The following is a 24,399-nucleotide window of genomic DNA, read 5'->3' as shown; positions in this document are numbered from 1 at the left end:
TTTTAGGTACACTCCAACAGATGAGTAAAAACTCACTCACTTTACATGTGAGCTTTTTTCGCACTGACGCAGGCAACGAGCCGGTACGTGAATGGCTGACCGATCTGCCCCGTGAACACAGGCGACTCATTGGGATTGAAATAAAAACCGTGCAACTGGGGTGGCCAATCGGCATGCCCGTAGTGCGAAAGCTCGACTCCGGGCTGTGGGAAGTCAGGGTTGATCTGGAGGACACCATCGCCCGCATTATCTTCACGGTGGTCGGCAGCAACATGGTGCTACTCCACGGTTTTATCAAGAAAAGCCAAAAGACACCGGTGCACGACATGGCAACCGCCAAGCAGCGCAGGGCAAGGTTATGAGGTACAACACATGAACAAACATATCGGTTCTGACTTCGATGATTTCCTCGCCGAGCAAGGGCTCGGCGAAGAAGTCTGCGCAGCCGCCCTCAAACGTGTCATCGCGTGGCAGATTGCGCAGGCGATGAAGCACCAGCGAGTCAGTAAAAAAGCGCTGGCAGAGCGGATGCACACCAGCAGAACCGCCGTGGACCGCGCACTTGATCAAAATGACTCAGGCATGACCCTCGCGACTTTAGCCAGCGCTGCCAGGGCCCTTGGCCAACGTGTGGAAATCCGCCTGGTTCCAGAGGACCAAGCAGCCCACGCATGACTTGCCCACCTTTGGGTCGGGTAGCCTGCGCGCAGGGGCTCTACGTGGCATAATCCTTGGCTGAATTTTTGCGACCCTATTGGGGAGATTTTTAGGAATGAAATATGCCCAATAAAAACAAGCAGTTACAGATTTTCGGCATCAAAGCCTGCGACACCATGAAAAAGGCGCGTACCTGGCTCGATGAAAATGCCATCAGCTATACGTTTCATGACTACAAGACGGCCGGTATCGACCGCGAACACTTGACCCAATGGTGCAACGAGCACGGTTGGCAAGTGGTTTTGAACCGTGCAGGCACGACCTTTCGCAAACTCGAAGACGAACAGAAAGCCGATCTCGACCAGGCGAAAGCGATTGAACTGATGCTCGCACAACCCTCGATGATCAAGCGCCCGGTGCTCGATCTCGGTGACAGAACCCTGATTGGCTTCAAGCCAGATAGTTATTCGGCGGCCCTCAAGTAGGCCAGCCACTTCATTTTTGTAGAGGTAACAGCATGTCCAATTCCCTGTTCAGCCTGGGCTTCGGCGTCGGCACCCAGAACCGCCAAGGTGCTTGGCTGGAAGTGTTTTACGCGCAGCCATTGCTCAACCCTTCGGCCGAGATCGTTGCCGCCATCGCGCCTATCCTCGGCTACACCGAAGGCAACCAGGCAATCACTTTCACCATTGCCCAAGCCTCGCAGCTGGTTGATGCACTGAAAAATGTAGATGCCACCCAAGCCGCCCTGCTGACCCGCCTGGCCGAAAGCCACAAGCCGTTGGTCGCCACGCTGCTGGCCGAGGACGCGGCATTGACCTCCACCCCAGAGGCCTACCTCAAGCTGCATCTGCTGTCCCACCGCCTGGTCAAGCCCCATGGCCTGAGCCTGGCCGGTGTATTCCCGCAACTGCCGAACGTGGCCTGGACCAGCCAGGGTGCGATCGACATCGGCGAGTTGGCCGAGCGCCAGTTGGAAGCACGCTTGCGTGGCGAGCTGCTGGAAGTGTTCTCGGTGGACAAGTTCCCGAAAATGACCGACTACGTGGTGCCGGCCGGCGTGCGTATCGCCGATGCTGCGCGTCTGCGCCTGGGCGCCTATGTGGGCGAAGGCACCACGGTGATGCATGAAGGCTTCATCAACTTCAACGCAGGCACCGAAGGCCCTGGCATGATCGAAGGCCGTGTATCGGCGGGTGTCTTCGTCGGCAAGGGTTCGGACCTGGGCGGCGGTTGCTCCACCATGGGTACCCTGTCGGGCGGCGGCAACATCGTGATCAAGGTGGGCGAAGGCTGCCTGATCGGCGCCAACGCCGGTATCGGTATCCCGTTGGGTGATCGCAACACCGTGGAATCGGGCCTGTACGTGACCGCTGGCACCAAAGTGGCACTGCTCGATGAGCAGAACCAACTGGTCAAGGTGGTCAAGGCCCGTGAACTGGCTGGCCAGCCGGACCTGCTGTTCCGCCGTAACTCCGAAACCGGTGCCGTGGAGTGCAAAACCCACAAGTCGGCGATCGAACTGAACGCAGCGCTGCACGCTCACAACTAAGCAGCGACTCGATGCCACCGGAACCGGCCGCGTTATTCAGCGCGGCCGGTTCATATGAGTCTTGAACCCCATGCTTGTGCCTTCGCCCTGGCGCGCCGATTTCCCGGCCATCGCTACCTTGCAACGGCAAGACCAGACCTATCTGGACAACGCCGCTACCACGCAAAAACCTCAAGCCCTGTTGGACGCCCTCAGCCATTACTACGCCAATGGCGCAGCCAATGTGCACCGTGCCCAGCATTTGCCGGGCGCCCATGCGACCCAGGCGTTCGAGGACAGTCGCAGCAAAGTGGCGCAATGGCTCAACGTCGGTGACAGCGGGCAAATCATCTTCACCCACGGCGCCACTTCAGCGCTGAACCTCCTGGCCTATGGCCTTGAGCACCTTTTCAACCCGGGCGATGAGATTGTCATCAGCGCCCTGGAACATCACGCCAACCTATTGCCCTGGCAGCAGTTGGCCAAACGCCGCGAGCTCACGCTTGTGGTGTTGCCCCTCGACGACGCCGGCTTGATCGACCTGCACGCCGCCGCCACGATGATCGGGCCACGCACCCGCCTGCTGGCGGTGAGCCAGTTATCCAACGTGCTGGGCGCCTGGCAGCCGTTGGCGCAGTTGCTGGCACTGGCCAAGGCCCACGACGCCTTGACCGTGGTGGATGGCGCACAGGGCATCGTCCACGGGCGCCATGACGTGCAGGCCCTGGGCTGCGACTTCTACGTGTTTTCCAGCCACAAGCTCTACGGCCCGGACGGCGTCGGCGTGCTTTACGGCCGCACCGAAGGCCTGCCTCTGCTGCGCCACTGGCAGTTTGGCGGCGAGATGGTGCAACAGGCGGACTACCACAGCGCCAGCTTTCGCCCCGCGCCCCTGGGTTTCGAAGCGGGCACCCCGCCGATTGCCAGCGTGATTGGCCTGGGGGCGACCCTGGACTACCTCAATTCCCTGGATCAAGCGGCGGTGCTCGCCCATGAAGCGGCGCTGCATGACTATCTATTGCGCGGCTTGCGGGCACGCAATGGCGTGCGCCTGCTGGGCTCGCCACACGTGGCCCTGGCCAGCTTCGTGGTAGACGGTATACACAGCGCCGACCTCGCCCACCTGCTGACCGAGCAAGGCATCGCGGTACGCGCCGGCCATCACTGTGCAATGCCCCTGCTCAAGAGCCTGCATTTATCCGGCGCAATCCGGGTTTCGTTGGCGCTGTACAACGACTCCGATGACCTGGAGCGCTTTTTTGAAGCGCTGGACCAGGCGCTGGACATGCTGCGATGAGCCTGCCAGCGGATGCGATGGCCGCGCTGCAGGCCTTTCAGGCTGTCGGCAGCTGGGAGCAACGCGCCCGCCTGCTGATGCAATGGGGCGAGCGGCTGCCGGCATTGGTGCCTGAGGACAAGATCGACGCCAACCTGGTACAGGGCTGTGAAAGCCTGGTGTGGCTGGTGGGGCGCTTGCACGAGGGCCACTGGCAGTTTGCCGCCAGCAGCGACGCGCGCTTGATTCGCGGGTTGGTGGCGTTGTTGCTGGCGCGGGTCAATGGCCTATCGGCGCACGCGTTACAGGCGGTCGACCTGCCTGACTGGTTCAACCAACTGGGCCTCTCCCGCCAGCTGTCGCCGTCGCGCAGCAATGGCCTGAACGCAGTCCTGCAGCGCATGCGCGACTTGAGCCATACGCAAAACTAACTGTAGGAGCGGGCTTGCCCGCGATAGCAGTGGATCAGTGCCAGATGTCTTGCCTGGCACACCGCCATCGCGGGCAAGCCCCACATTTTGTTTATGCCCAGCAGTGTTATTCAGGTGGGTTTGACCCGCTCGGACGGCCTGCGCACTCCGGCCACGATCTTGTCCACGGCCTTGGTCGCCGCCACCATGCCAAAGGTCGCCGTCACCATCATCACCGCGCCAAACCCACCCGCGCAGTCCAGCTTCACGCCATCCCCCACAAAACTCTTCTGCAAGCAGATGCTGCCATCGGGCTTGGGATAACGCAGCTGTTCGGTGGAGAACACGCAAGGCACGCTGTAGTGCCGGGTCACGGTGCGTGAAAAACCGTAGTCACGACGCAAGGTGGAACGCACTTTCGAGGCCAGTGGGTCGTTGAAGGTGCGGTTCAGGTCGCACACCTGGATCAGCGTCGGGTCAATCTGCCCGCCGGCGCCGCCGGTGGTGATGATCTGGATCTTGCGCCGCTTGCACCAGGCGATCAGCGCCGCCTTGGCGTTGACCGCATCGATGCAGTCAATCACGCAGTCAATGTCAGGCGTGATGTACTCGGCCATGGTGTCGCGGGTCACGAAGTCCGCCACCGCATGCACGGTGCAATCGGGGTTGATCGCACGCAGGCGTTCGGCCATCACTTCGACCTTGGGCTTGCCTACCGTGCTGTCCAGGGCGTGCAACTGACGGTTGCTGTTGCTGACGCACACGTCGTCCAGGTCAAACAGCGAAATCTCGCCCACCCCGCAGCGGGCCATGGCTTCCGCCGCCCACGAGCCGACACCGCCCACGCCGACGATGGCCACATGGGCCGCTTTCAAACGCTCCAGGCCTTCAATGCCATACAAACGGGCGACGCCGGCAAACCGTGGATCTTCTGTGCTCATGACCATTACCCCAAAAACCGGCGCGCATTATGGACTACGCGGCGACAAGTTCGAAGCTTCCAGCTACAAGTAAAGAACTCCGCAGAGGTTTCGCTGACTAAACTCCGGTTTTTCCCAGCTTGCTGTACGCTCATGGAAGGGCCAGTGTAGGATGCGCGCCGTTCGGCGCAGGCCAACACCTCTTTTCGTTCCGCACCCTTTGGAACCCGAAATAGCTATGTCATCGCGTAAATTTGGACTCAACCTGGTGGTAGTGCTGGCGATTGCCGCGCTGTTCACCGGTTTCTGGGCGCTGATCAACCGCCCGGTCACTACTCCCAACTGGCCACAGCAGATCTCCGGGTTTTCGTACTCGCCGTTCCAGCAAGGCCAGTACCCGCAGAAAGACCAGTACCCGACCGACGAACAGATGCGTCAGGACCTTGCGATCATGAGCAAGCTGACGGACAACATCCGTACCTATTCGGTCGACGGCACCCTGGGGGACATCCCCAAGCTGGCGGAAGAATTCGGCCTGCGCGTGACCCTGGGGATCTGGATCAGCCCGGACCTGGAGCGCAACGAGCGTGAGATCCAGCGTGCCATCGAGATCGCCAACACCTCGCGCAGCGTGGTACGTGTGGTGGTCGGCAACGAGGCGATCTTCCGCAAGGAAATCACCGCCGACGAGCTGATTGTGCTGCTGGACCGGGTGCGCGCCGCTGTCAAAGTGCCAGTGACCACCTCAGAGCAGTGGCATATCTGGGAGCACAACCCGCAACTGGGCAAGCATGTCGACCTGATCGCCGCGCACGTCCTGCCGTATTGGGAACATATTCCCATGGCCCAGGCCGGGCAATTCGTCCTTGACCGCGCCAAGGATCTGAAGAAGACCTTCCCGAAAAAGCCGCTGTTGCTGTCGGAAGTCGGCTGGCCGAGCAATGGCCGCATGCGCGGTGGCGCGGACGCGTCGCCTGCCGACCAGGCCATTTACCTGCGTACCCTGGTCAACAAACTGAACCGCCAGGGCTACAACTACTTCGTGATCGAAGCCTTCGACCAACCTTGGAAGGCTAGTGACGAAGGCTCGGTGGGCGCCTATTGGGGTGTGTTCAACGCCGCGCGCCAGCAGAAATTCAATTTTGAAGGCCCGGTGGTAGCGATTCCGCAATGGCGGGTGCTGGCCATCGGCTCGGTGGTGCTGGCGCTGCTGTCGCTGACCCTGCTGATGATCGACGGCTCGGCCCTGCGCCAGCGTGGCCGTACCTTCCTGACCTTTATTGCGTTCCTGTGTGGCTCGGTGCTGGTATGGATCGGCTACGACTACAGCCAGCAATACAGCACGTGGTTCAGCCTGACGGTGGGCGTCTTGCTGGCCCTCGGCGCGCTTGGGGTGTTTATTGTGCTGCTAACCGAGGCCCATGAGCTGGCGGAAGCGGTCTGGACCCACAAGCGCCGCCGCGAATTCCTACCGGTGGAAGGTGATTCGGACTACCGCCCGAAAGTGTCGATCCATGTGCCGTGCTACAACGAGCCACCGGAAATGGTCAAACAGACCCTCGACGCCCTGGCCGCCCTCGACTACCCGGACTACGAAGTCCTGATCATCGACAACAACACCAAGGACCCGGCCGTGTGGGAACCGGTGCGCGACTACTGTGAGACGCTGGGCCCGCGCTTCAAGTTCTTCCACGTCGCGCCCCTGGCCGGTTTCAAGGGCGGCGCGCTGAACTACTTGATCCCGCACACCGCCAAGGACGCCGAAGTGATCGCGGTGATCGACTCGGACTACTGCGTGTCGCCCAACTGGCTCAAACACATGGTGCCGCACTTCGCCGACCCGAAAATCGCCGTGGTGCAATCGCCCCAGGATTACCGCGACCAGAACGAAAGCACCTTCAAGAAGCTCTGCTACGCCGAATACAAAGGCTTCTTCCATATCGGCATGGTCACGCGCAACGACCGCGACGCCATCATCCAGCACGGCACCATGACCATGACCCGCCGCTCGGTGCTCGAAGAGCTGGGCTGGGCCGACTGGTGTATCTGTGAAGATGCGGAACTGGGCCTACGGGTGTTCGAGAAAGGTCTGTCGGCTGCCTACTACCACACCAGCTACGGCAAGGGCTTGATGCCCGATACCTTTATCGACTTCAAGAAGCAGCGCTTCCGCTGGGCCTACGGCGCGATCCAGATCATCAAGCGCCACACCGCCAGCCTGTTGCGTGGCAAGGACACGGAACTGACCCGTGGCCAGCGCTACCACTTCCTCGCGGGCTGGCTGCCGTGGGTGGCGGACGGCATGAATATCTTCTTCACCGTCGGTGCCTTGTTGTGGTCGGCGGCGATGATCATTGTGCCGACCCGGGTCGATCCGCCCCTGCTGATCTTCGCAATCCCGCCGTTGGCGCTATTCGTGTTCAAGGTCGGCAAGATCATCTTCCTCTACCGTCGCGCCGTGGGTGTGAACCTCAAGGATGCGTTCTGCGCGGCCCTGGCCGGGTTGGCGTTGTCCCATACCATCGCCAAGGCGGTGCTGTATGGTTTCTTCACCACCAGTATTCCGTTCTTTCGTACACCGAAAAACGCGGATAACCACGGCTTCTGGGTAGCGATTTCCGAGGCTCGGGAGGAGATGTTCATCATGTTGCTGCTGTGGGGCGCAGCGCTGGGGATTTACCTGGTGCAAGGCCTGCCGAGCAATGACATGCGCTTCTGGGTGGTGATGTTGCTGGTGCAATCGTTGCCGTATGTGGCGGCGTTGATCATGGCGTTCCTCTCGTCACTGCCTAAACCGGCAGCGGTGGTGGAGCCCGCCCCAGCGGCGTAAAAACTTGCGCAATCCACTAAACGGCGGCCTCTGGTCGCCGTTTTGCTATAAGATAACGGCCCTTTTGCAGAGCATGGCCCAGGCCATGCTTTATGGGGGAGCGGGCTTGCCCGCGATAGCGGTCTGTCAGTAACCGATGCACTGACTGATCCGCCGCAATCGCGGGCAAGCCCGCTCCCACATTGGAATCGCGCTGCTGTTGCACATTCGTCCTGCGCCCATAACACGCTTTCGGAGCTTCCCCATGACGGCCCACGCCGACCTTTCGCCGACCCTCCAACTCGCTATCGACCTGATCCGTCGCCCGTCGGTAACGCCTGTCGACGCTGACTGCCAGAAGCTGATGATGCAACGCCTGGGCGACGCCGGCTTTGCGCTTGAGCCGATGCGTATCGAAGATGTGGATAACTTCTGGGCCACCCACGGCAAGCATGAAGGTCCGGTACTGTGCTTCGCCGGCCACACCGACGTGGTCCCGACCGGCCCGGTGCAGGCCTGGCAGAATGATCCGTTCGACGCGCTGATCGACGAACACGGCATGTTGTGCGGGCGTGGCGCAGCCGACATGAAAGGCAGCCTGGCCGCCATGCTGGTAGCGTCCGAACGCTTTGTGAAGGACTACCCGGACCACAAAGGTTCGGTAGCCTTCCTGATCACCAGCGACGAAGAAGGCCCGGCACACCACGGCACCAAAGCGGTGATCGAGCGCCTGGCGGCGCGCAAGGAGCGCCTGGACTGGTGCATCGTTGGCGAGCCGTCGAGCACCACCCTGGTGGGCGACGTGGTCAAGAATGGCCGTCGTGGCTCCCTCGGCGCGACCTTGACCGTGCGCGGTGTGCAAGGCCACGTGGCCTACCCGCACCTGGCTAAGAACCCGATCCACCTGGCCGCCCCGGCGCTGGCGGAACTGGCCGCCGAGCATTGGGATGACGGCAACACCTTCTTCCCGCCGACCAGCTTCCAGATCTCCAACCTCAACTCCGGCACCGGCGCCACCAACGTGATCCCCGGCGACCTGACGGCGGTGTTCAACTTCCGGTTCTCCACCGAGTCCACCGTCGAAGGCCTGCAGCAGCGGGTCGCGGCGATTCTCGACAAACATGGCCTGGACTGGCATGTGGAATGGGCGCTGTCGGGCCTGCCGTTCCTCACCGAACCCGGCGCACTGCTCGATGCGGTGTCTGCCAGCATCAAGGCCATCACCGGGCGCGAGACCAAGGCGTCCACCAGCGGTGGCACGTCCGACGGGCGCTTTATCGCGACCCTCGGTACCCAAGTGGTGGAACTGGGCCCGGTCAATGCGACGATCCATCAGGTCAACGAACGCATCCTGGCCAGCGACCTCGATGTGCTGACCGAAATCTACTACCAGACCCTGATCAAGTTGCTCGCCTGATGCTCGCCTGCCCCATTTGCAGTGCGCCACTCAATGAGGTGGACAATGGCGTGGTGTGCCCCGCCGGACACCGTTTCGACCGGGCCCGCCAGGGTTATCTGAACCTGTTGCCGGTGCAGCACAAGAACAGCCGCGACCCGGGCGATAACCTGGCGATGGTGGAGGCGCGCCGCGACTTCCTCAATGCCGGGCACTACGCGCCGGTGGCCAGGCGCCTGGCGGCACTGGCAGCGGAACGCAAACCCCAGCGCTGGCTGGATATCGGCTGCGGCGAAGGTTATTACACCGCACAAATCGCCGATGCCCTGCTGCGCGCCGATGGCTATGCCCTGGATATCTCCAAGGAAGCGGTCAAGCGTGCGTGCAAGCGTAACCCGACGCTGACTTGGCTGATCGCCAGCATGGCTCGCGTACCGTTGGCCGACGGCAGTTGCCAGTTCCTCGCCAGCGTGTTCAGCCCGCTGGACTGGCAGGAAGCCAAGCGCCTGCTCAGCCCTGGCGGCGGCCTGATGAAGGTCGGCCCGACCCGCGGCCACCTGATGGAGCTGCGCGAGCGTTTGTACGACGAAGTGCGTGAGTACACCGACGACAAGCACTTGGCCCTGGTACCGGACGGCATGAGCCTGCAACACAGCGAAGTCCTGGAGTTCCAGCTCAGCCTGGCCGAGCCCAAGGACCGCGCCAACCTGCTGGCGATGACACCCCACGGCTGGCGCGCCAGTGCCGAGCGGCGCGCCCAGGTGATCGAACAGGCCGAACCGCTGCTGGTCACCGTGTCGATGCGCTACGACTATTTCGTGCTTCAATAACCGACTTTTCCGGGCATTTGCGCCCACCCTGAATCCGCGAATGGATTTTCGAATCCCGCAACGAGGAACATCCATGCGCCAACCCGATATCGAGATTTACCTCAAGGACGCCGACGTCGACCACAAGGCTATCGCTGCCTGGCTCGGCGCCGCCCTGGGGCCATGTACCGACTGGGTACAAAAGGGCCAGACCTACAAGTGCAAGGCCGGCAACGTACCCGTGACCTGGCTGCCCAAGGCCGTGGGCAAATGGAACAGCCTGTACCTGGAAAGCGACCAGACCCCGTGGGAAGACGACATCGCCTGCGCCCGCGCCGCCTTTGCCGCGCTGAACGTTGAAGTGCGCTGCGCGCCGGGGACGTGGGTTGAAGAGGAAGGTGAAGAAAGCGCCGACACCTGGATTCGGATCAGCACGGACGGTGAAGAACAGATCACCTGGAAAACCGCCTGATCCAGCCCGGTCAGTGTGGGAGCTGACTTGTGTGGGAGCTGGCCAGCTCCCACACAAGCCAGCTCCCCCATGCAACAACCCGCGTTACAGGCCCACCACATCCTCCGCCTGCAAGCCCTTCTCGCCGGTCACCACGGCGTATTCCACCTGCTGGCCCTCGGCCAGGGAGCGGTGGCCTTCACCGCGGATGGCGCGGTAGTGCACAAACACATCCTTGCCGTCTTCCCGCTGGATAAAGCCATAGCCCTTGGCGTCGTTGAACCACTTCACATTGCCGGTTTCGCGCGTTGTCATCTATTTGCTCCCACTGGTTTTTATTGTTGAGTCAGTCGCATTGAACTGCCGAGTATAAGACAGGCTCAAAAACGATCAACTCAACTTTACTTCGCCGCTTTTTTGCCGATTTTCGGCGAATACGGCACACTACCCGCCCGAGCGCCTGCTCGGTTTTTTCCACTCAAAGCAGCACACCTATGACCCGCTCCCCGTTCCGCCGTCTGGTATTTGGCACCTTGCGCCGACTGTTGTACCTCTGGGTTCGCTCGGAGACGATCAACCAGTCGTCCCTCACCCTTAACCTGGACCGCAGCCGGCCGGTGTTCTACGTCCTGCAATCGCCCTCCCTGACCGAACTGGCCGTGGTGGATGCCGAGTGCACCAAGGCTGGCTTGCCGCGCCCGGTGCTGCCGGTGTCGGTCGGCCCGTTGATGGAGCCGGCGGCGTTTTTCTACCTCACGCCCGACCCGGACTGGCTCGGCCGCCAGGACAAGCGCGGCGCGCCGCCGACCTTGACGCGCCTGGTCAATACCCTGACCGAGCATGCCGAAGAAAACGCCCAGATCATCCCCGTCAGCGTGTTCTGGGGCCAGTCACCGGCCAGCGAGTCGAGCCCCTGGAAACTGCTGTTCGCCGACAGCTGGGCCGTCACCGGGCGCCTGCGCCGGCTGCTGAGCATCCTGATCCTGGGGCGCAAGACCCGTGTGCAATTCTCTGCGCCAATCAACCTGCGTGAATTGATCGAGCACAATAAAGGTCACGAACGTACGGTGCGCATGGCCCAAAGGATCCTGCGGGTACACTTTCGCAACCTGAAGACGGCGGTGATCGGCCCCGACCTGTCCCACCGGCGCAACCTGGTCAAGGGCCTGGTGAACATGCCGCTGGTACGCCAGGCGATCCTCGACGAAGCCGAGCGCGAGAACATCACCGCCGAAAAAGCCAAGGCCCAGGCCCTGCGCTATGGCAATGAGATCGCCTCGGACTACACCTACACCGCCATCCGCTTCCTGGAAGTGGTGCTGAGCTGGTTCTGGAACAAGATCTACGACGGGATCAAGGTCAACAATATCGAAGGTGTGCAAAAGGTCGCCCAGGGCTACGAAGTGATCTACGTGCCCTGCCACCGCAGCCATATCGACTACCTGCTGCTGTCGTACCTGCTCTTCAAGAATGGCCTGACCCCGCCGCACATCGCCGCCGGGATCAACCTCAATATGCCGGTGATCGGCAGCCTGCTACGCCGTGGCGGGGCGTTTTTCATGCGCCGCACGTTCAAGGGCAACCCGCTGTACACCTCGGTGTTCAACGAGTACCTGCACACCCTGTTCACCAAGGGTTTCCCGGTGGAGTACTTCGTCGAGGGCGGCCGCTCGCGCACCGGGCGCATGCTGCAACCCAAGACCGGGATGCTGGCGATCACCCTGCGCAGTTTCCTGCGCTCTTCGCGCATGCCCATCGTGTTTGTGCCGGTGTATATCGGCTACGAACGGGTGCTGGAAGGCCGCACCTACCTGGGCGAGCTGCGCGGCGCGACGAAAAAGAAAGAGTCGATCTTCGATATCTTCAAGGTCATTGGCGCCTTGAAACAGCGTTTTGGCCAGGTGGCGGTCAACTTCGGCGAGCCGATCAAGCTGGCTGAGTTCCTCGACCAGGAGCAACCGGACTGGCGCGCCCAGGACCTGGGGCCGAACTACAAACCGGCCTGGCTCAATGAAACCACCAACCGCCTCGGCGAGCGTGTGGCCCAGCACCTCAACGAGGCCGCCGCGATCAACCCGGTGAACCTGGTGGCGCTGGCGCTGCTTTCAACCAGCCGCCTGGCCCTGGACGACCAGGCCATGGCACGGGTGCTGGACCTGTACCTGGCGCTGCTGCGCCGGGTGCCCTACTCGCCCCATACCACGCTGCCCGAGGGCGACGGCCAGGCGCTGATCAAGCACGTCAAGGATATGAACCTGCTGTCGGAACAGAGCGACGCCCTGGGCAAGATCCTGTATCTGGACGAGCAAAACGCCGTCCTGATGACCTATTACCGCAACAACGTGCTGCATATCTTCGCCCTGCCGGCGCTGCTCGCCAGTTTCTTCCAGAGCAGCTCGCGCATGAGCCGCGAACAGATCCTGCGCTACACCCGCGCGCTCTACCCGTACCTGCAATCGGAGTTGTTTATCCGCTGGTCCCTGGACGAGCTGGACGCGGTGGTCGACCAGTGGCTCGAAGCCCTGGTGGAACAAGGCCTGCTGCGCTTTGAAAACAACATCTACCTGCGCCCGGCGCCCAGCTCGCGCAACTTTGTGCTGCTGACCCTGTTGTCCAAGAGCATTGCCCAGACCCTGCAACGCTTCTATATGGCCATTTCCCTGCTGCTCAACAGCGGCCAGAACAGTATCAGCGCCGAAGAACTGGAAGACTTGTGCACGGTCATGGCCCAGCGCCTGTCGATCCTGCATGGCCTGAATGCCCCAGAGTTCTTCGACAAGAGCCTTTTCCGACATTTTATTCAGACGTTGCTCGAGCAAGATGTGCTGCGCCGCGATGAAGCCGGCAAGTTGAGTTACCACGACCTGCTCGGCGAGTTGGCCGAAGGCGCAGCCAAACGGGTATTGCCCGCGGAGATTCGCCTGTCGATCCGCCAGGTGGCGTTGCACCGCAACGACGAAGCGCCAGCCCCAGACACCGAGCCGGACGAAACCCGCTAGATTTACCAAGGCGCCAGGGTGTTTCTGGCGCCGTTGACAAGGAGCTGTACCATGAAAAAGATTATTCTCCTGGGCCTGACCGCCCTGCTGGGAGCCTGCCACTCGATGAATCCTGCCCCTAAGGCCAGCCTTGATGGCGAAGTGTTCTACCTGCAACGCATCGCCCTGCCGCCTACCGCTACCTTGAGCGTCAGCCTGCAGGACGTGTCCCTGGCCGATGCGCCCGCCGTCACCCTGGCCGAGCAAAAAGGCCCGGTCAACGGCAAGCAGGTACCGCTGCCCTTCCACCTGAGCTACGACCCGGCACAGGTCAAGCCTGGCCACAGCTATTCGGTCAGCGCTCGCATCGAGCTGGATGGCAAGCTAATGTTTATCACCACCGAGCGCCATTCGGTGCAGTTGAACGGCCAGGATCCCCAGCCGCTTCGCCTGCGCGTTGACGCCGTTGCCCACTGATCCAGTCGATTAAAAGGAAGCGCCCATGCTCCGTAACTCTCTTCGCCTCAGCGCCCTGTGCGCCGGCCTGCTGCTCGGTGCCAACGCCATGGCCCTGTCCCTTGGTGACCTGTCCCAGGGCGACGCCACGGGTGGCCTCAAGGACGCACTGACCCAAGGCGCGCAGATTGCCGTCAAACAACTGGGGACTCCCGGTGGTTTCAGCAACAACCCCGAGGTCAAGATCGGCTTGCCAGGCAAGCTGGAAAAAGCCGCCGGCGCCCTGAAAATGCTCGGCATGGGCGATCAAATCACCCAACTTGAAGACAGCATGAACAAAGCCGCCGAATCCGCCGTGACCCAGGCCCAGCCGATTCTGGTGAATGCCGTGAAAAACATGAGCGTGACCGATGCCAAGGGCATCCTCAGCGGCGGCCAGGATTCGGCAACCCAGTATCTGGACAAAAGCAGCCGCGAGCAGATCCGCGCCAAGTTCCTGCCGATCGTCAAGCAATCCACAGACAAGGTCGGTGTCGCCCAGCAGTACAACGCGCTCGCCAAGAAGGCCCCGATGGGCTTGTTGGGTGGCAAGGCCGACAGCGTCGAAAACTATGTGACGGAACAAGCGCTGGACGGTTTGTTCAAGATGATTGCCCAGCAGGAAGAAAGCATTCGCCAGAACCCGGCAGCCGCCGCGACCAGCCTGGCGAAGAAAGTCTTCGGCGCCCTCTAGGGCACCTCGTTCACCCCGCTGTACAACAAAAAACGCCCCGAATAATCGGGGCGTTTTTGTTACTGGGCCGCCTCTGGACAGGCCTGAAACTCAGGCCCCTTCCCTTCAGTTACCGTAGGTTATTTTCCCTTCGAACTTCATGGTGTTACCGCAAGGCTTGGCGTGGCATGGGTCGGGTTTGGCATGGCATGGCGGTTTCGACGCGGGTTGGCCGTCCCCACCACAGACCATCGACTTGAGTCCAAGCATCGAAAAAGGGTTAAAAAGTATCGGGAGTCCTAAAATCATAGATCGGTCCTCATGGCTCAATGAAGCCTTCTCCAGGCAAACAATCGCTGCACGGAGAAGGCACCTGCATCCCAGGTTTGCCCTGAGTGGCAGGTGCGCCAGAAACAGTTCCCGCACCTTGTAGCCGATTGACCTAGCCTTACGCCGATTTCGGCTTGACCCGGAACCATGCCGCATACAGTGCCGGCAAAAACAGCAGGGTCAACGCCGTCGCCACAATCAGCCCACCCATGATCGCCACCGCCATCGGCCCGAAGAACACGCTGCGCGACAGCGGGATCATCGCCAGCACCGCCGCCAGCGCCGTCAACACAATCGGCCGGAAACGCCGCACGGTGGCCTCGATAATTGCCTGCCACGGATCCAGGCCGGCCTTGATGTCCTGCTCGATCTGATCCACCAGGATCACCGAGTTGCGCATGATCATACCGGACAGCGCGATAGTCCCCAGCATGGCCACAAAACCGAACGGCTGGCGGAATACCAGCAGGAACAGCGTCACGCCGATCAGCCCCAGCGGCGCAGTCAGGAACACCATGGCCGTGCGCGAAAAGCTGCGCAGTTGCAGCATCAGCAAGGTCAGCACGACCACAATGAACAGCGGCACACCGGCCTTCACCGAATTCTGCCCTCGGGCGGAATCCTCGACGGTGCCGCCTACGTCCAACAGATAACCGTCCGGCAGTTCGGAGCGCACCTCGGCCAGGGTCGGCAGGATCTGCTGGACCAGGGTCGCGGGTTGCTCCTTGCCGTAGATATCCGCGCGCACCGTCACCGTCGGCAGGCGATTGCGGTGCCAGATAATGCCCTCCTCGAAGCCATATTCCAGGGTGGCAATCTGCGACAGCGCCACGCTGGTACCGTTGTCGGTCGGTACTGCCAGGCTCGGCAACAGCGACAGCTCGGTGCGCTCGTGCACGGTGCCGCGCAGGAGGATCTCGATCAACTCGTTGTCCTCCCGGTATTGGCTGACGCTGGAACCGGTCAGGGAACTCTGGAGGAATTTCGACAGGTTGGCGGTGCTCACACCCAAAGCGCGGGCGCGATCCTGGTCGACATTGAGGTAGACGATCTTGCTCGGCTCTTCCCAATCCAGGTGCACGTTGACCACGTGGGTATTCTCGCGCACCTTGGCCGCGACCTTGCGCGCCAGGGCCCGCACTTCTTCGATGTGCTCGCCGGTCACACGAAACTGCACCGGATAACCAACCGGTGGGCCGTTCTCCAGGCGCGTGACCCGCGAGCGCAGGTCGGGGAATTGCTCGTTGAGGGTCTCGATCAACCAGGTGCGCAGGCTTTCGCGCTCCTCGATGGTCTTGGCCAACACCACGAACTGGGCAAAGCTGGCCGCCGGCAGTTGCTGGTCCAACGGCAGGTAGAAGCGCGGTGACCCGGTGCCGACATAGGCCACGTAATTGTCGATCCCTGCGTGTTCCTTGAGCAAAGCTTCGAGGCGCTTGACCTGATCGGCGGTGTTGCTCAGGGAAGCACCTTCCGCCAGTTTCAGGTCGACCATCAGCTCCAGGCGCCCGGACGCCGGGAAGAACTGTTGTGGGACAAAGCGGAACAGTGCCACCGAGCCGATAAACAGGAGCACCGTCAGCACGATCACGGTTTTGCGGCGGCGCACGCACCATTCCACCCAGCGTCGTACACGCTGATAGAACGGCGTGCCGTAGGGATCCGGGCCATCGGTGCCGTGCTTGGCGGCATGAATCTTCGCCAGATCCGGCAGGAGTTTCTCCCCCAGATAGGGCACAAACACCACGGCAGCCACCCACGAGGCCAGCAGCGCAATGGTCACTACCTGGAAGATCGACCGGGTGTACTCGCCGGTGCTCGATTGCGCGGTGGCTATCGGCAGGAAGCCGGCCGCAGTGATCAACGTACCGGTCAGCATCGGAAACGCCGTACTGGTCCAGGCGAAACTGGCGGCTTTGAGGCGGTCGTAGCCCTGCTCCATTTTGATCGCCATCATTTCCACGGCAATGATCGCGTCGTCCACCAACAAGCCCAGGGCCAGGACCAAGGCGCCCAAAGAAATCTTGTGCAGGCCGATCCCCAGGTAATACATGCAGGCAAAGGTCATCGCCAACACCAGCGGAATCGCCAGTGCCACCACCATGCCGGTGCGCACGCCAAGGGAGAAGAAGCTCACCAGCAACACAATCGCCAACGCTTCGGCCAGCACCTGGACGAATTCGCCCACGCTGGTCTTCACTGCCGCTGGTTGATCCGACACCTTGCGCAGTTCCATGCCGGCCGGAAGGTTCTTCTGCAGGCGTGCGAACTCACCTTCCAGAGCCTTGCCCAGCACCAGGATGTCACCGCCATCGCGCATGGCCACGGCCAGGCCGATGGCGTCGTCCCCCATATAACGCATACGCGGCGCGGGCGGGTCATTGAAGCCACGGTGAATTTCGGCCACATCGCCAATGCGGAAGGTGCGATCACCCACGCGGATCGGGAAATTACGGATTTCTTCAACCGTCTTGAAGTTACCCGACACCCGCAGTTGCACGCGCTCGCTCGGGGTTTCAAAGAAGCCGGCGGTAGACACCGCGTTCTGCTCCTGCAGCGCCTGCTGCACTGCCGCCAGGGGCAGGCCGAGGGTGGCGAGCTTGAGGTTGGACAACTCGATCCAGATCTTCTCGTCCTGCAATCCCAGCAGCTCGACCTTGCCCACATCCGGTACCCGTTGCAGCTGGATCTGGATGCGGTCGGCGTAGTCCTTGAGCACCGCGTAGTCAAAACCCTCGCCGGTCAGGGCGTAGATGTTGCCAAAGGTGGTGCCGAATTCATCGTTGAAGAACGGGCCCTGGATATCCGGTGGCAGGGTCTGGCGGATATCGCTGATCTTCTTGCGTACCTGGTACCAGAGGTCGGGAATCTGCGCCGAGTGCATCGAGTCCCGCGCGATAAACGTGACCTGGGATTCGCCGGGGCGGGAGAACGAGACAATGCGCTCGTACTCGCCGGTCTCCATCAGTTTCTTTTCAATACGCTCGGTGACCTGACGCGAGACTTCCTGGGCCGTGGCGCCTGGCCAGTTGGTCTTGATCACCATGGCTTTGAAGGTGAACGGCGGGTCTTCGCTTTGCCCTAGCTTGGTGTAGGACAACGTACCGACAACCGCCAGCAACAACATCAGGAACAGCACGATCTGGCGATTACGCAACGCCCATTCGGAAAGATTGAAACCCATCGGGGACTACTCCTTGTTGGCCGCCAGATTCACCACCCGGTTGGAGCGATCCACCGGGCGTACTTGCTGGCCCTCATGGAGCACATGGACACCGGCGGCAATCACCCAGTCGGAAGGGTTCAGGCCTTCGAGCACCGGGACGCTTTTTTCGCCAAAGGCACCAATCCGCACCGCTGTGCGCTTGAGGGTGTTATCCGGCTTGACCAACCAGACGTAGGACGCGCCGTTCTCTGCGCTGAGGGCAGATAGCGGGACCGACAGCGGGACCACGCCGTCAGCCTGAATAAATACCCGTGCACTCTGCCCCAGCTCGGCTGGCACCTTGCCGGCGTTGAAGGCCACGCGGGCGGCGAAGGTGCGCGACTTGGGGTCCGCCGCCGGTGACAGCTCGCGAATGCGCCCGTCAAAACGCTGGTCGGGCTGGCTCCACAATTCCACGGAGACCGGCTGGCCAACCTTGAAGCGGCCGAAGCTTTGCTCCGGGAAGCTGATCAACACTTCACGCTCGCCATCGGTGGCCAAGGTGAACACGGTCTGCCCGGCAGCTACCACTTGCCCGACTTCCACCGCACGCTTGGCCACCACGCCGTCCTGGGGCGCGCGCAGCACGGCATAGCCGGCCTGGTTGTTGGCCACGTCGAATTCGGCCTTGATCTGTTGCAGGCGTGCGAGACCTGAGCGGTAGAGGTTTTCGGAATTGTCGTACTGGGAGCGGCTGACCATCTGACGGTCCATCAGGGTCTTGTAGCGATCCCGCTCGGCCCGCACCAGGCTCAGATTGGCTTCAGCCGCCGTAACCTGGGCGCGGGTGGCCTGCAGTTGCAGGCGCACATCCTGGGGGTCGAGCTCTGCCAGCGGCTGGTTGGCCTTGACGCGCTCGCCCTCCTCCACCAGCCGTCGGCTGACTTTGCCCCCAATGCGAAAGGCCAAGTCAGGCTCATAACGGGCGCGAACCTCGCCAGGATAGCTGTCCATCGCCAGCGCCGAAGGCTGTGGCTGCACCACCATGGCCGGACGGACGGTGGTTTGGGCCGCTTCTTCATGGCCACAGCCAGCCAACAAGAAAGCCAGGCTGACAGGCAACGCGAGGGGCAGGAAAATGCTGCGCATGCTGAAGGACCTTTCGCAAATGGTGCTTGGAATAATTATACTGGCCGGTATGTTATTAATACCAAACTCACCAGTCCAGTATTAAAGTGAAAATGTCCGACAATCCTGTAAACACCAATAGCCCCGGGCGTCCCAAGGACATGGCAAAACGCCAGGCAATCCTCGACGCGGCAAAAGTCCTGTTTTTGAGCAACGGTTACGCAAGTACCAGCATGGATGCAGTAGCCCTTGAGGCTGGCGTGTCGAAACTGACGGTCTACAGCCACTTCACCGACAAAGAAACGCTGTTCACCGCCGCCGTCGAAGCCAAGTGCGAAGCCCAGTTGCCGGTGATGTATTTCGAATTGCCCGACGGCGTGCCGGTGGAGAAGGTGTTGCTGAACATCGCCCGTGGTTTTCACCTGCTGATCAACAGCGAGGAGTCGGTGAACCTGCACCGGTTGATGATGACGTCGGGCAATCAGGATCCGAAGCTGTCACAGATCTTCTTCGAAGCCGGCCCCATGCGGATGCTGCAGGGGATGGAGCGCTTGCTGGGCAAGATCAACCAGAGCGGTGCATTGAGCATCGACAAGCCGTTTACCGCCGCCGAGCACTTTTTTTGCCTGCTCAAGGGCACGGCGAATTTCTGCTTGCTGTATGGCTGCGGTGAACGCTTGAGCGAAGCGGCCGCCGAGGAGCATGTGCAGGAAGTGGTGGGGTTGTTTATGCGGGCGTATCGACCTTGAACAGTCGTTGATCGATCTGAAGCCATCGCCGGCAAGCCGGCTCCTACAAGGTGATTGCGTTTATTGTAGGAGCCGGCTCGCCGGCGATGAGGCCCTCAGGCCTTGAGTGCTTTTTTAGGGTAAATATCGTACCGGCTGGATTTGCCGTCCAGCGCGTGGCTCGGCTTGGGCCCGTCAATGCACGGCGCCTTGCGCGGGCGCTTGACCACCACCCGGTGGCTGGCCAGGGCCAAGGCCGCCGCCAGCAACGCCGGGGCATCCGGATCGTCGCCCACCAGCGGGCGAAACAAGCGCATTTCTTTCTTCACCAGGGCGGTTTTCTCACGATGGGGAAACATCGGGTCCAGGTAGATGACCTGCGGCGGCTCACCTTCCCAATTGCGCATCACCTCAATGGAGTTGCCCTTGAGCAAGGTCATTCGCGCGACAATCGGCGCTACTTCAAAATCATCAGCACCGCGCGCCAGGCCATCTTCGAGCAAGGCACCAATCAACGGTTGCCGCTCGATCAGGCTCATCTCACAGCCCAGGCTGGCCAATACGAACGCGTCCTTGCCCAGGCCGGCCGTGGCATCCAGCACCCGGGGCCGCACACCTTGGGACACGCCAACCGCCTTGGCAATCATCTGCCCGCTGCCACCGCCGTAGAGCCGGCGATGGGCCGCGCCGCCCTCGACAAAATCCACCCGCACCGGGCCAGGCGCATCAGGCCCCAACTGTTGCAGTTGCAGGCCATGCTCACCCACTTGCAGGGCAAAATCGGCGTCTGCCAACTGCAAAGGCAGGCCAAGCTGCTCGGCCCATTGCTGGGCGCGGGCCTGGAAACCGTCGGCCAAGGCCTCGACCCGAATGCGGCTGGCCGCGGGTTGTTCGCTCATCGTTTACTACGCTCAAAAATATTAAGGATCGGCAGAAAGCGGCCGATAAAAAAGGATCAGGCATTTTGCCAGACCCTGAGCGTCGACCGAGAGAAATGTCAGACATTCATTCCCTATTCACCGGTGTACTGCCGACCCACAACCACTTCGGCCTGCGCAATACCCAAGCGCTGGCCGGCGTCAGTCATGTGTGGCAGGACTTCTTCGCCCGGGCGTTGGCCGAGCAACTTGGCCAGGAGCCAGGTGCGCAGGTGGCTGCAGAACCGGTGCCGGTGGATGCCTCAGTCGAGCCCCGCGCCGGCAGCGACCTGCTGACGCAAATCGTTACCCAGCGTCACTGCGATGTACAGGACACCGAGATCGCCCCGCCTGAGCCGCTGTTCCTGCCGATTGCCGAATTCGAGCTGGACCTGCTGCCACCGGCGGCCGTGCCGTTCCCGGAGGATGAAATCGTCGCCCAGCAGCGCCAGCAGAATTTCGAAAGTGGCTGGGTACGGCCGATCGTCCTGACCGCCGGCCAGCCACTGCCCGAGCCAGGCCCGGCGCCGCAACCCAAGCCGTTGTTCCTGCCGATCGCCGAATTCGAACTGGACCTGCTGCCACCGGCAGCCGAACCTTACCCCGAAGAAGAACGGGTGCAGCAGCAAAAGGCCCTGGACTTCGATTGCGGCTGGGCGCGCCCACTGATCCTCAACAACCTGCGCCTGGCGGCCTGACCTTTAGCGGCACACCCACCAACGGCCCATATCCAGATGGAAATGGTTGCGATGGGCGGCGTTGTAGTCCGGGCTCAAGACCACGTTGAAATCGTTGCATGCACTGTCGCGCACCTGGCGCAGAAAGCGCGCGTTGGCCCCCTTCCCTGGCCAATCCTTCAATACATTGATACTGCGCCCGTCCGCCAGGCGGAACCCGGCGATGTCCAGGGCATTGGCCGAGGCATGCTGGCTGAGTTGCCCTTGCTCACGCCCATACATATTGCGACAGGCAAAACTGCCCAAGTGATCGACCCGCGTCACCGCCTGGCCAAACACTGCCTGGGCGGCCGGCTGCAAGCTGTGGCGCTCGAACAGGGCAAACGCCACCGCCAACGGGCAACTGGCGAGAAAACTGCTGCTCAACCCCACCTCCGCACCCTGTACCCGCAGGACGTTGCGCAATGGGCACGCCGCATCCACCGGGCTGTCCGCTTGATGGCTGACCCGCAGCCCGGAGGTTTTCAGCACCAGGTCGCACAGCGCGGGATCATCCTGCAAACGCCCGAGCTTGAACCGCGTCAGCACGTTGGGAGCCGCCTGCACGTCCAGCGGCGCCCAGGGGTTCCACTCGGCCGGCACCGGCACCCAGCCGCGCCAGATGCCCACGAGTAGGCCTCCGGCGAGTAGCAGCAACACACCCAACACTTTGAAAAAAGCCACGACTCAACCCTTGAACAACTGATTGGCCTGGCTGAACGGCATCGAGCGCTCGGTAAAAGTGAAGGTTCCCAGTTCCTGAACCTCCCGCGCGGCCCTGAAGAACGCCCCATAGGCCGCCAGGGCCATGGCCGAGCCGACGCTAATGCGCCTGACGCCCATCTCGCTCAGTTGCGCCACCGAGAGCTTGAGGCCACCTGACATCAACACATTCACCGGCTTTGGCGCCACCGCCCGCACCACCGCCAGTACTTCCTCAGCACTGCGCAGGCCCGGCGCATACAGCACGTCGGCGCCTGCTTCGGCGTAGGCCTGCAAACGGCGAATAGTGTCGGGCAGATCCAGGCGACCATGTAGGAGGTTTTCCGCACGGGCCGTCAGCATGAAGGGGAATGGCAAGCTGCGTGCCGCAGCGACGGCAGCCTCGATGCGTTCAACAGACAGATCAAAGGGGTAGATCGGGTCGACCGCAATCCCGGTCGCGTCTTCGATAGAACCGCCGACGATGCCGGTGGCGGCAGCGCGCAATAGGCTCTGGGCACAACCTTGAGGCGTATCGCTGAAACCGTTTTCCAGGTCCGCCGCCACCGGCAGCGCGGTAGCCTGGACGATCATCCCAGCGTTACCCAGGGTATCTTCCAGCGACAGCGCACCTTCGGCATCAGGCCGCCCAAGACTGAAGGCAAACCCCGCGCTGGTGGTGGCCAAGGCTTCAAAACCAAGGCTGGCGAGCATCTTGGCGGAGCCGGCGTCCCACGGATTGGGCATGACGAATGCACGATCACGCTCGTGCAGGGCTTTAAAGGATTCGGCGCGAAGGGTTTGGGCATCCATGACTGACTCCAGGCACAAAAGAACCCTAGAGTAACCCCAGTTGCTCCACCGCGGGTTCCCGATGCAACTGCGCCAACGCCGGCAACCCCGGCAAACGCGCCATCAATTGCTGATGAAAGCGCATGGCCAGTTGGGCCGCCAGGCGGTTGTCCGACGTGTGCAGGAACACGTAGGGCGTGCGCCCTTCTTCGATCCAGCCAGCGACTTTTTCCACCCACGGCACCAGGAACGGATCGTTGGCTTCCAGCTCCGGGTGGCCGATAAAACGCACCTGGGGAAACTGGGTCAAGGCCGCGGGCCGGGGTGGGACCTTGGGCTTTTTCGATTGGGCGTGGAGCACCGCCGCCGAGGTTGACGTGCAACTGAACAGAGCCCGCGGGTCGAGGCAGATGCGCTCGACACCACGGTCACGCAGCAGGCGGTTGAGGCTGCGCTCGGCGTCGCCCTTGGCGAAGAACTCACGGTGCCGCACTTCGACCGCCAACGGGCGCTCCAGGCCGTCGATAAAGCCTGCCAGTTCACCCAGGCGCTGCGGGGTGAAGCTGGCGGGCAGTTGCAACCACAGTGGCGAAACCCGCTCACCCAGCGGGCTCATCAAGCCGAGGAAGCTTTCGGCGGCGGGCAACTGTTCGCGCAGGTCAGCGCTGTGGCTGATATCCCCGGGGAATTTGGCGGTAAAGCGAAAGTGCGCGGGCATGATCTCGGCCCAACGTTGCACTGTAGCGACTGAGGGCCGCGCGTAGAACGTGGTGTTGCCCTCGCAGGCGTTGAACACCTGGCAATACAGCCCAAGAAAATCCGTGGCGCGGGCGTCTTGCGGATACAGGTACTCGCGCCAGGCGTTTTCACTCCAGGACGGGCAACCGAGAAAATAAGGCAACAGCATCAGATGTGGATATCGAGACCCAGCACTTCCATATCCCATTCGACAAAGCCGGCAGTGGTCAGGTAGCTGGCCAGGGCCGTGGCGACGTTCTTGCTCATGGATCGCGGGAAGATCATGTCTTGTTGGCGGGCCGGAACGCCGCCGATCCGCGCGCCACTGGCACCTTGGGAGCGGGCCGAAACCGCTGCACCCTGGGATGTTTCGGGCTGGACTTCAATAAAATCGGGGGATTCTTCGACGGACTCGTCTACCTTCACGTTCGCCTTGCGAGGCTTGCGCTTGAGGGGGTAGGACTGGGAGGAGAAACCGTCTATACGCATGCATGCAGATCCGTGATCAATGATGGCAATTTAGCGGCACTTTCCTTGGCGCGCAAATGCTCTGGTGATAACTAGAACACATAAACGGGTAAAGGTTTAAACCCCGGGGCAAATTCTGACGATTGGCGATGCACTCCCCTGTAGGAGCGAGCTTGTTCGCGAAAAACCTGAGGGCAACGCGGGGAGTCAGATTCCCCGGGTTATCGGTAACGACCTTCGCGAGCAAGCTCGCTCCTACAAAATACCGGCAGGCGTCCAACCCCGCCCACTGTAGGAGCGAGCTTGCTCGCGAAAAACCTCAGGGCAATG

General features: G+C 61.7%; 24 protein-coding genes. 15 read left to right on the top strand and 9 right to left on the bottom strand.

Annotated features, from left to right (window positions below; translation table 11 throughout):
- The first annotated feature begins 20 nt into the window (after positions 1 to 20).
- The 6 genes from BHC62_RS18330 (at position 21) to BHC62_RS18305 (ending at position 3,895) form a co-directional block, all read left to right on the top strand.
- Positions 21 to 362: a type II toxin-antitoxin system RelE/ParE family toxin gene (locus tag BHC62_RS18330; RefSeq protein WP_070995737.1), complete on the top strand. Its 342-nt coding sequence runs from the start codon at positions 21 to 23 to the stop codon at positions 360 to 362.
- A gap of 10 nt (positions 363 to 372) precedes the next feature.
- Positions 373 to 675, top strand: coding sequence for an XRE family transcriptional regulator (locus tag BHC62_RS18325; RefSeq protein ID WP_070995736.1), 303 nt, complete (start codon positions 373 to 375; stop codon positions 673 to 675).
- A gap of 104 nt (positions 676 to 779) precedes the next feature.
- Complete coding sequence (locus BHC62_RS18320; protein ID WP_070995735.1) at positions 780 to 1,142, top strand: ArsC family reductase; 363 nt, start codon at positions 780 to 782, stop codon at positions 1,140 to 1,142.
- Positions 1,143 to 1,174: 32 nt separating this feature from the next.
- Positions 1,175 to 2,209: a 2,3,4,5-tetrahydropyridine-2,6-dicarboxylate N-succinyltransferase gene (gene dapD, locus BHC62_RS18315; protein ID WP_029300118.1), complete on the top strand. Its 1,035-nt coding sequence runs from the start codon at positions 1,175 to 1,177 to the stop codon at positions 2,207 to 2,209.
- Positions 2,210 to 2,279: 70 nt separating this feature from the next.
- Positions 2,280 to 3,485 (top strand): aminotransferase class V-fold PLP-dependent enzyme, encoded by a 1,206-nt coding sequence (locus BHC62_RS18310; protein ID WP_070995734.1) that lies wholly within the window; start codon positions 2,280 to 2,282, stop codon positions 3,483 to 3,485.
- Complete coding sequence (locus tag BHC62_RS18305; protein ID WP_070995733.1) at positions 3,482 to 3,895, top strand: SufE family protein; 414 nt, start codon at positions 3,482 to 3,484, stop codon at positions 3,893 to 3,895. Before BHC62_RS18310 ends, BHC62_RS18305 begins: the two co-directional genes overlap by 4 nt.
- 110 nt (positions 3,896 to 4,005) lie before the next feature.
- Here BHC62_RS18305 and tcdA read toward each other — a convergent pair whose 3' ends face one another.
- The gene (gene tcdA, locus BHC62_RS18300) at positions 4,006 to 4,815 is read right to left on the bottom strand and encodes a tRNA cyclic N6-threonylcarbamoyladenosine(37) synthase TcdA (RefSeq protein WP_167362627.1); all 810 of its coding nucleotides are present in this window, start codon (positions 4,813 to 4,815) and stop codon (positions 4,006 to 4,008) included.
- A gap of 217 nt (positions 4,816 to 5,032) precedes the next feature.
- Between tcdA and BHC62_RS18295 the strand changes: the two genes are divergently transcribed.
- The 4 genes from BHC62_RS18295 to BHC62_RS18280 all read left to right on the top strand — a co-directional run bounded on the left by BHC62_RS18295 (position 5,033) and on the right by BHC62_RS18280 (position 10,280).
- Complete coding sequence (locus BHC62_RS18295) at positions 5,033 to 7,624, top strand: glycosyltransferase (RefSeq protein WP_070995731.1); 2,592 nt, start codon at positions 5,033 to 5,035, stop codon at positions 7,622 to 7,624.
- A gap of 244 nt (positions 7,625 to 7,868) precedes the next feature.
- Positions 7,869 to 9,020, top strand: coding sequence for a succinyl-diaminopimelate desuccinylase (gene dapE, locus BHC62_RS18290; protein WP_029300128.1), 1,152 nt, complete (start codon positions 7,869 to 7,871; stop codon positions 9,018 to 9,020).
- Complete coding sequence (locus tag BHC62_RS18285; protein ID WP_029300130.1) at positions 9,020 to 9,829, top strand: putative RNA methyltransferase; 810 nt, start codon at positions 9,020 to 9,022, stop codon at positions 9,827 to 9,829. Before dapE ends, BHC62_RS18285 begins: the two co-directional genes overlap by 1 nt.
- Before the next feature lie 73 nt (positions 9,830 to 9,902).
- A complete protein-coding gene (locus BHC62_RS18280; RefSeq protein WP_029300131.1) occupies positions 9,903 to 10,280 on the top strand; it encodes a hypothetical protein in 378 nt (125 codons plus the stop codon).
- 84 nt (positions 10,281 to 10,364) lie between these two features.
- Here the strand turns inward: BHC62_RS18280 and BHC62_RS18275 are convergent, their stop codons facing one another.
- On the bottom strand, positions 10,365 to 10,574 hold the full coding sequence (locus BHC62_RS18275; protein WP_003189131.1) for a cold-shock protein: 210 nt from the start codon (positions 10,572 to 10,574) through the stop codon (positions 10,365 to 10,367).
- Between the two features lie 179 nt (positions 10,575 to 10,753).
- Here BHC62_RS18275 and plsB point away from each other — a divergent pair, with 179 nt between their 5' ends.
- The 3 genes from plsB to BHC62_RS18260 are packed head-to-tail and all read left to right on the top strand — an operon-like array spanning position 10,754 to position 14,426.
- Complete coding sequence (plsB, locus tag BHC62_RS18270; RefSeq protein ID WP_070995730.1) at positions 10,754 to 13,258, top strand: glycerol-3-phosphate 1-O-acyltransferase PlsB; 2,505 nt, start codon at positions 10,754 to 10,756, stop codon at positions 13,256 to 13,258.
- A 51-nt stretch (positions 13,259 to 13,309) separates the two neighbouring features.
- Positions 13,310 to 13,714 carry a YbaY family lipoprotein gene (locus BHC62_RS18265; RefSeq protein WP_029300136.1) on the top strand — a complete coding sequence of 135 codons (405 nt, stop codon included), beginning with the start codon at positions 13,310 to 13,312 and terminating at the stop codon, positions 13,712 to 13,714.
- Between the two features lie 25 nt (positions 13,715 to 13,739).
- Complete coding sequence (locus tag BHC62_RS18260) at positions 13,740 to 14,426, top strand: DUF4197 domain-containing protein (protein ID WP_029300137.1); 687 nt, start codon at positions 13,740 to 13,742, stop codon at positions 14,424 to 14,426.
- A gap of 427 nt (positions 14,427 to 14,853) precedes the next feature.
- Here BHC62_RS18260 and BHC62_RS18255 read toward each other — a convergent pair whose 3' ends face one another.
- Both BHC62_RS18255 and BHC62_RS18250 read right to left on the bottom strand, forming a co-directional pair.
- Positions 14,854 to 17,919: an efflux RND transporter permease subunit gene (locus BHC62_RS18255; RefSeq protein WP_070995729.1), complete on the bottom strand. Its 3,066-nt coding sequence runs from the start codon at positions 17,917 to 17,919 to the stop codon at positions 14,854 to 14,856.
- A 6-nt stretch (positions 17,920 to 17,925) separates the two neighbouring features.
- A complete protein-coding gene (locus BHC62_RS18250; RefSeq protein WP_029300140.1) occupies positions 17,926 to 19,029 on the bottom strand; it encodes an efflux RND transporter periplasmic adaptor subunit in 1,104 nt (367 codons plus the stop codon).
- A 92-nt stretch (positions 19,030 to 19,121) separates the two neighbouring features.
- Here BHC62_RS18250 and BHC62_RS18245 point away from each other — a divergent pair, with 92 nt between their 5' ends.
- The gene (locus tag BHC62_RS18245; RefSeq protein ID WP_029300141.1) at positions 19,122 to 19,757 is read left to right on the top strand and encodes a TetR/AcrR family transcriptional regulator; all 636 of its coding nucleotides are present in this window, start codon (positions 19,122 to 19,124) and stop codon (positions 19,755 to 19,757) included.
- 95 nt (positions 19,758 to 19,852) lie between these two features.
- On the opposite strand, the gene BHC62_RS18240 is transcribed toward BHC62_RS18245, so the two are convergent.
- Positions 19,853 to 20,635: a class I SAM-dependent methyltransferase gene (locus tag BHC62_RS18240; protein WP_029300143.1), complete on the bottom strand. Its 783-nt coding sequence runs from the start codon at positions 20,633 to 20,635 to the stop codon at positions 19,853 to 19,855.
- 95 nt (positions 20,636 to 20,730) lie between these two features.
- Here BHC62_RS18240 and BHC62_RS18235 point away from each other — a divergent pair, with 95 nt between their 5' ends.
- Entirely contained in the window at positions 20,731 to 21,351 is a 621-nt protein-coding gene (locus BHC62_RS18235; protein ID WP_070995728.1) for an energy transducer TonB, read from the top strand.
- A 3-nt stretch (positions 21,352 to 21,354) separates the two neighbouring features.
- On the opposite strand, the gene BHC62_RS18230 is transcribed toward BHC62_RS18235, so the two are convergent.
- Genes BHC62_RS18230 through BHC62_RS18215 form a run of 4 tightly spaced genes read right to left on the bottom strand, consistent with a single transcriptional unit; the run spans position 21,355 to position 24,090 of the window.
- Complete coding sequence (locus tag BHC62_RS18230) at positions 21,355 to 22,053, bottom strand: extensin family protein (protein ID WP_070995727.1); 699 nt, start codon at positions 22,051 to 22,053, stop codon at positions 21,355 to 21,357.
- A gap of 3 nt (positions 22,054 to 22,056) precedes the next feature.
- Positions 22,057 to 22,884: an oxaloacetate decarboxylase gene (locus tag BHC62_RS18225; RefSeq protein WP_070995726.1), complete on the bottom strand. Its 828-nt coding sequence runs from the start codon at positions 22,882 to 22,884 to the stop codon at positions 22,057 to 22,059.
- A 25-nt stretch (positions 22,885 to 22,909) separates the two neighbouring features.
- Complete coding sequence (locus tag BHC62_RS18220) at positions 22,910 to 23,770, bottom strand: DUF72 domain-containing protein (protein ID WP_029300151.1); 861 nt, start codon at positions 23,768 to 23,770, stop codon at positions 22,910 to 22,912.
- Complete coding sequence (locus tag BHC62_RS18215) at positions 23,770 to 24,090, bottom strand: hypothetical protein (protein ID WP_029300152.1); 321 nt, start codon at positions 24,088 to 24,090, stop codon at positions 23,770 to 23,772. Before BHC62_RS18215 ends, BHC62_RS18220 begins: the two co-directional genes overlap by 1 nt.
- Positions 24,091 to 24,399: the final 309 nt, after the last annotated feature.

Source organism: Pseudomonas sp. 06C 126 (assembly GCF_001855215.1).
In the GTDB taxonomy this organism is placed as follows: Bacteria; Pseudomonadota; Gammaproteobacteria; order Pseudomonadales; family Pseudomonadaceae; genus Aquipseudomonas; species Aquipseudomonas proteolytica.
Note: the sequence above shows the minus strand (reverse complement) of the source record. Positions and strands in the feature narration are given on the sequence as shown.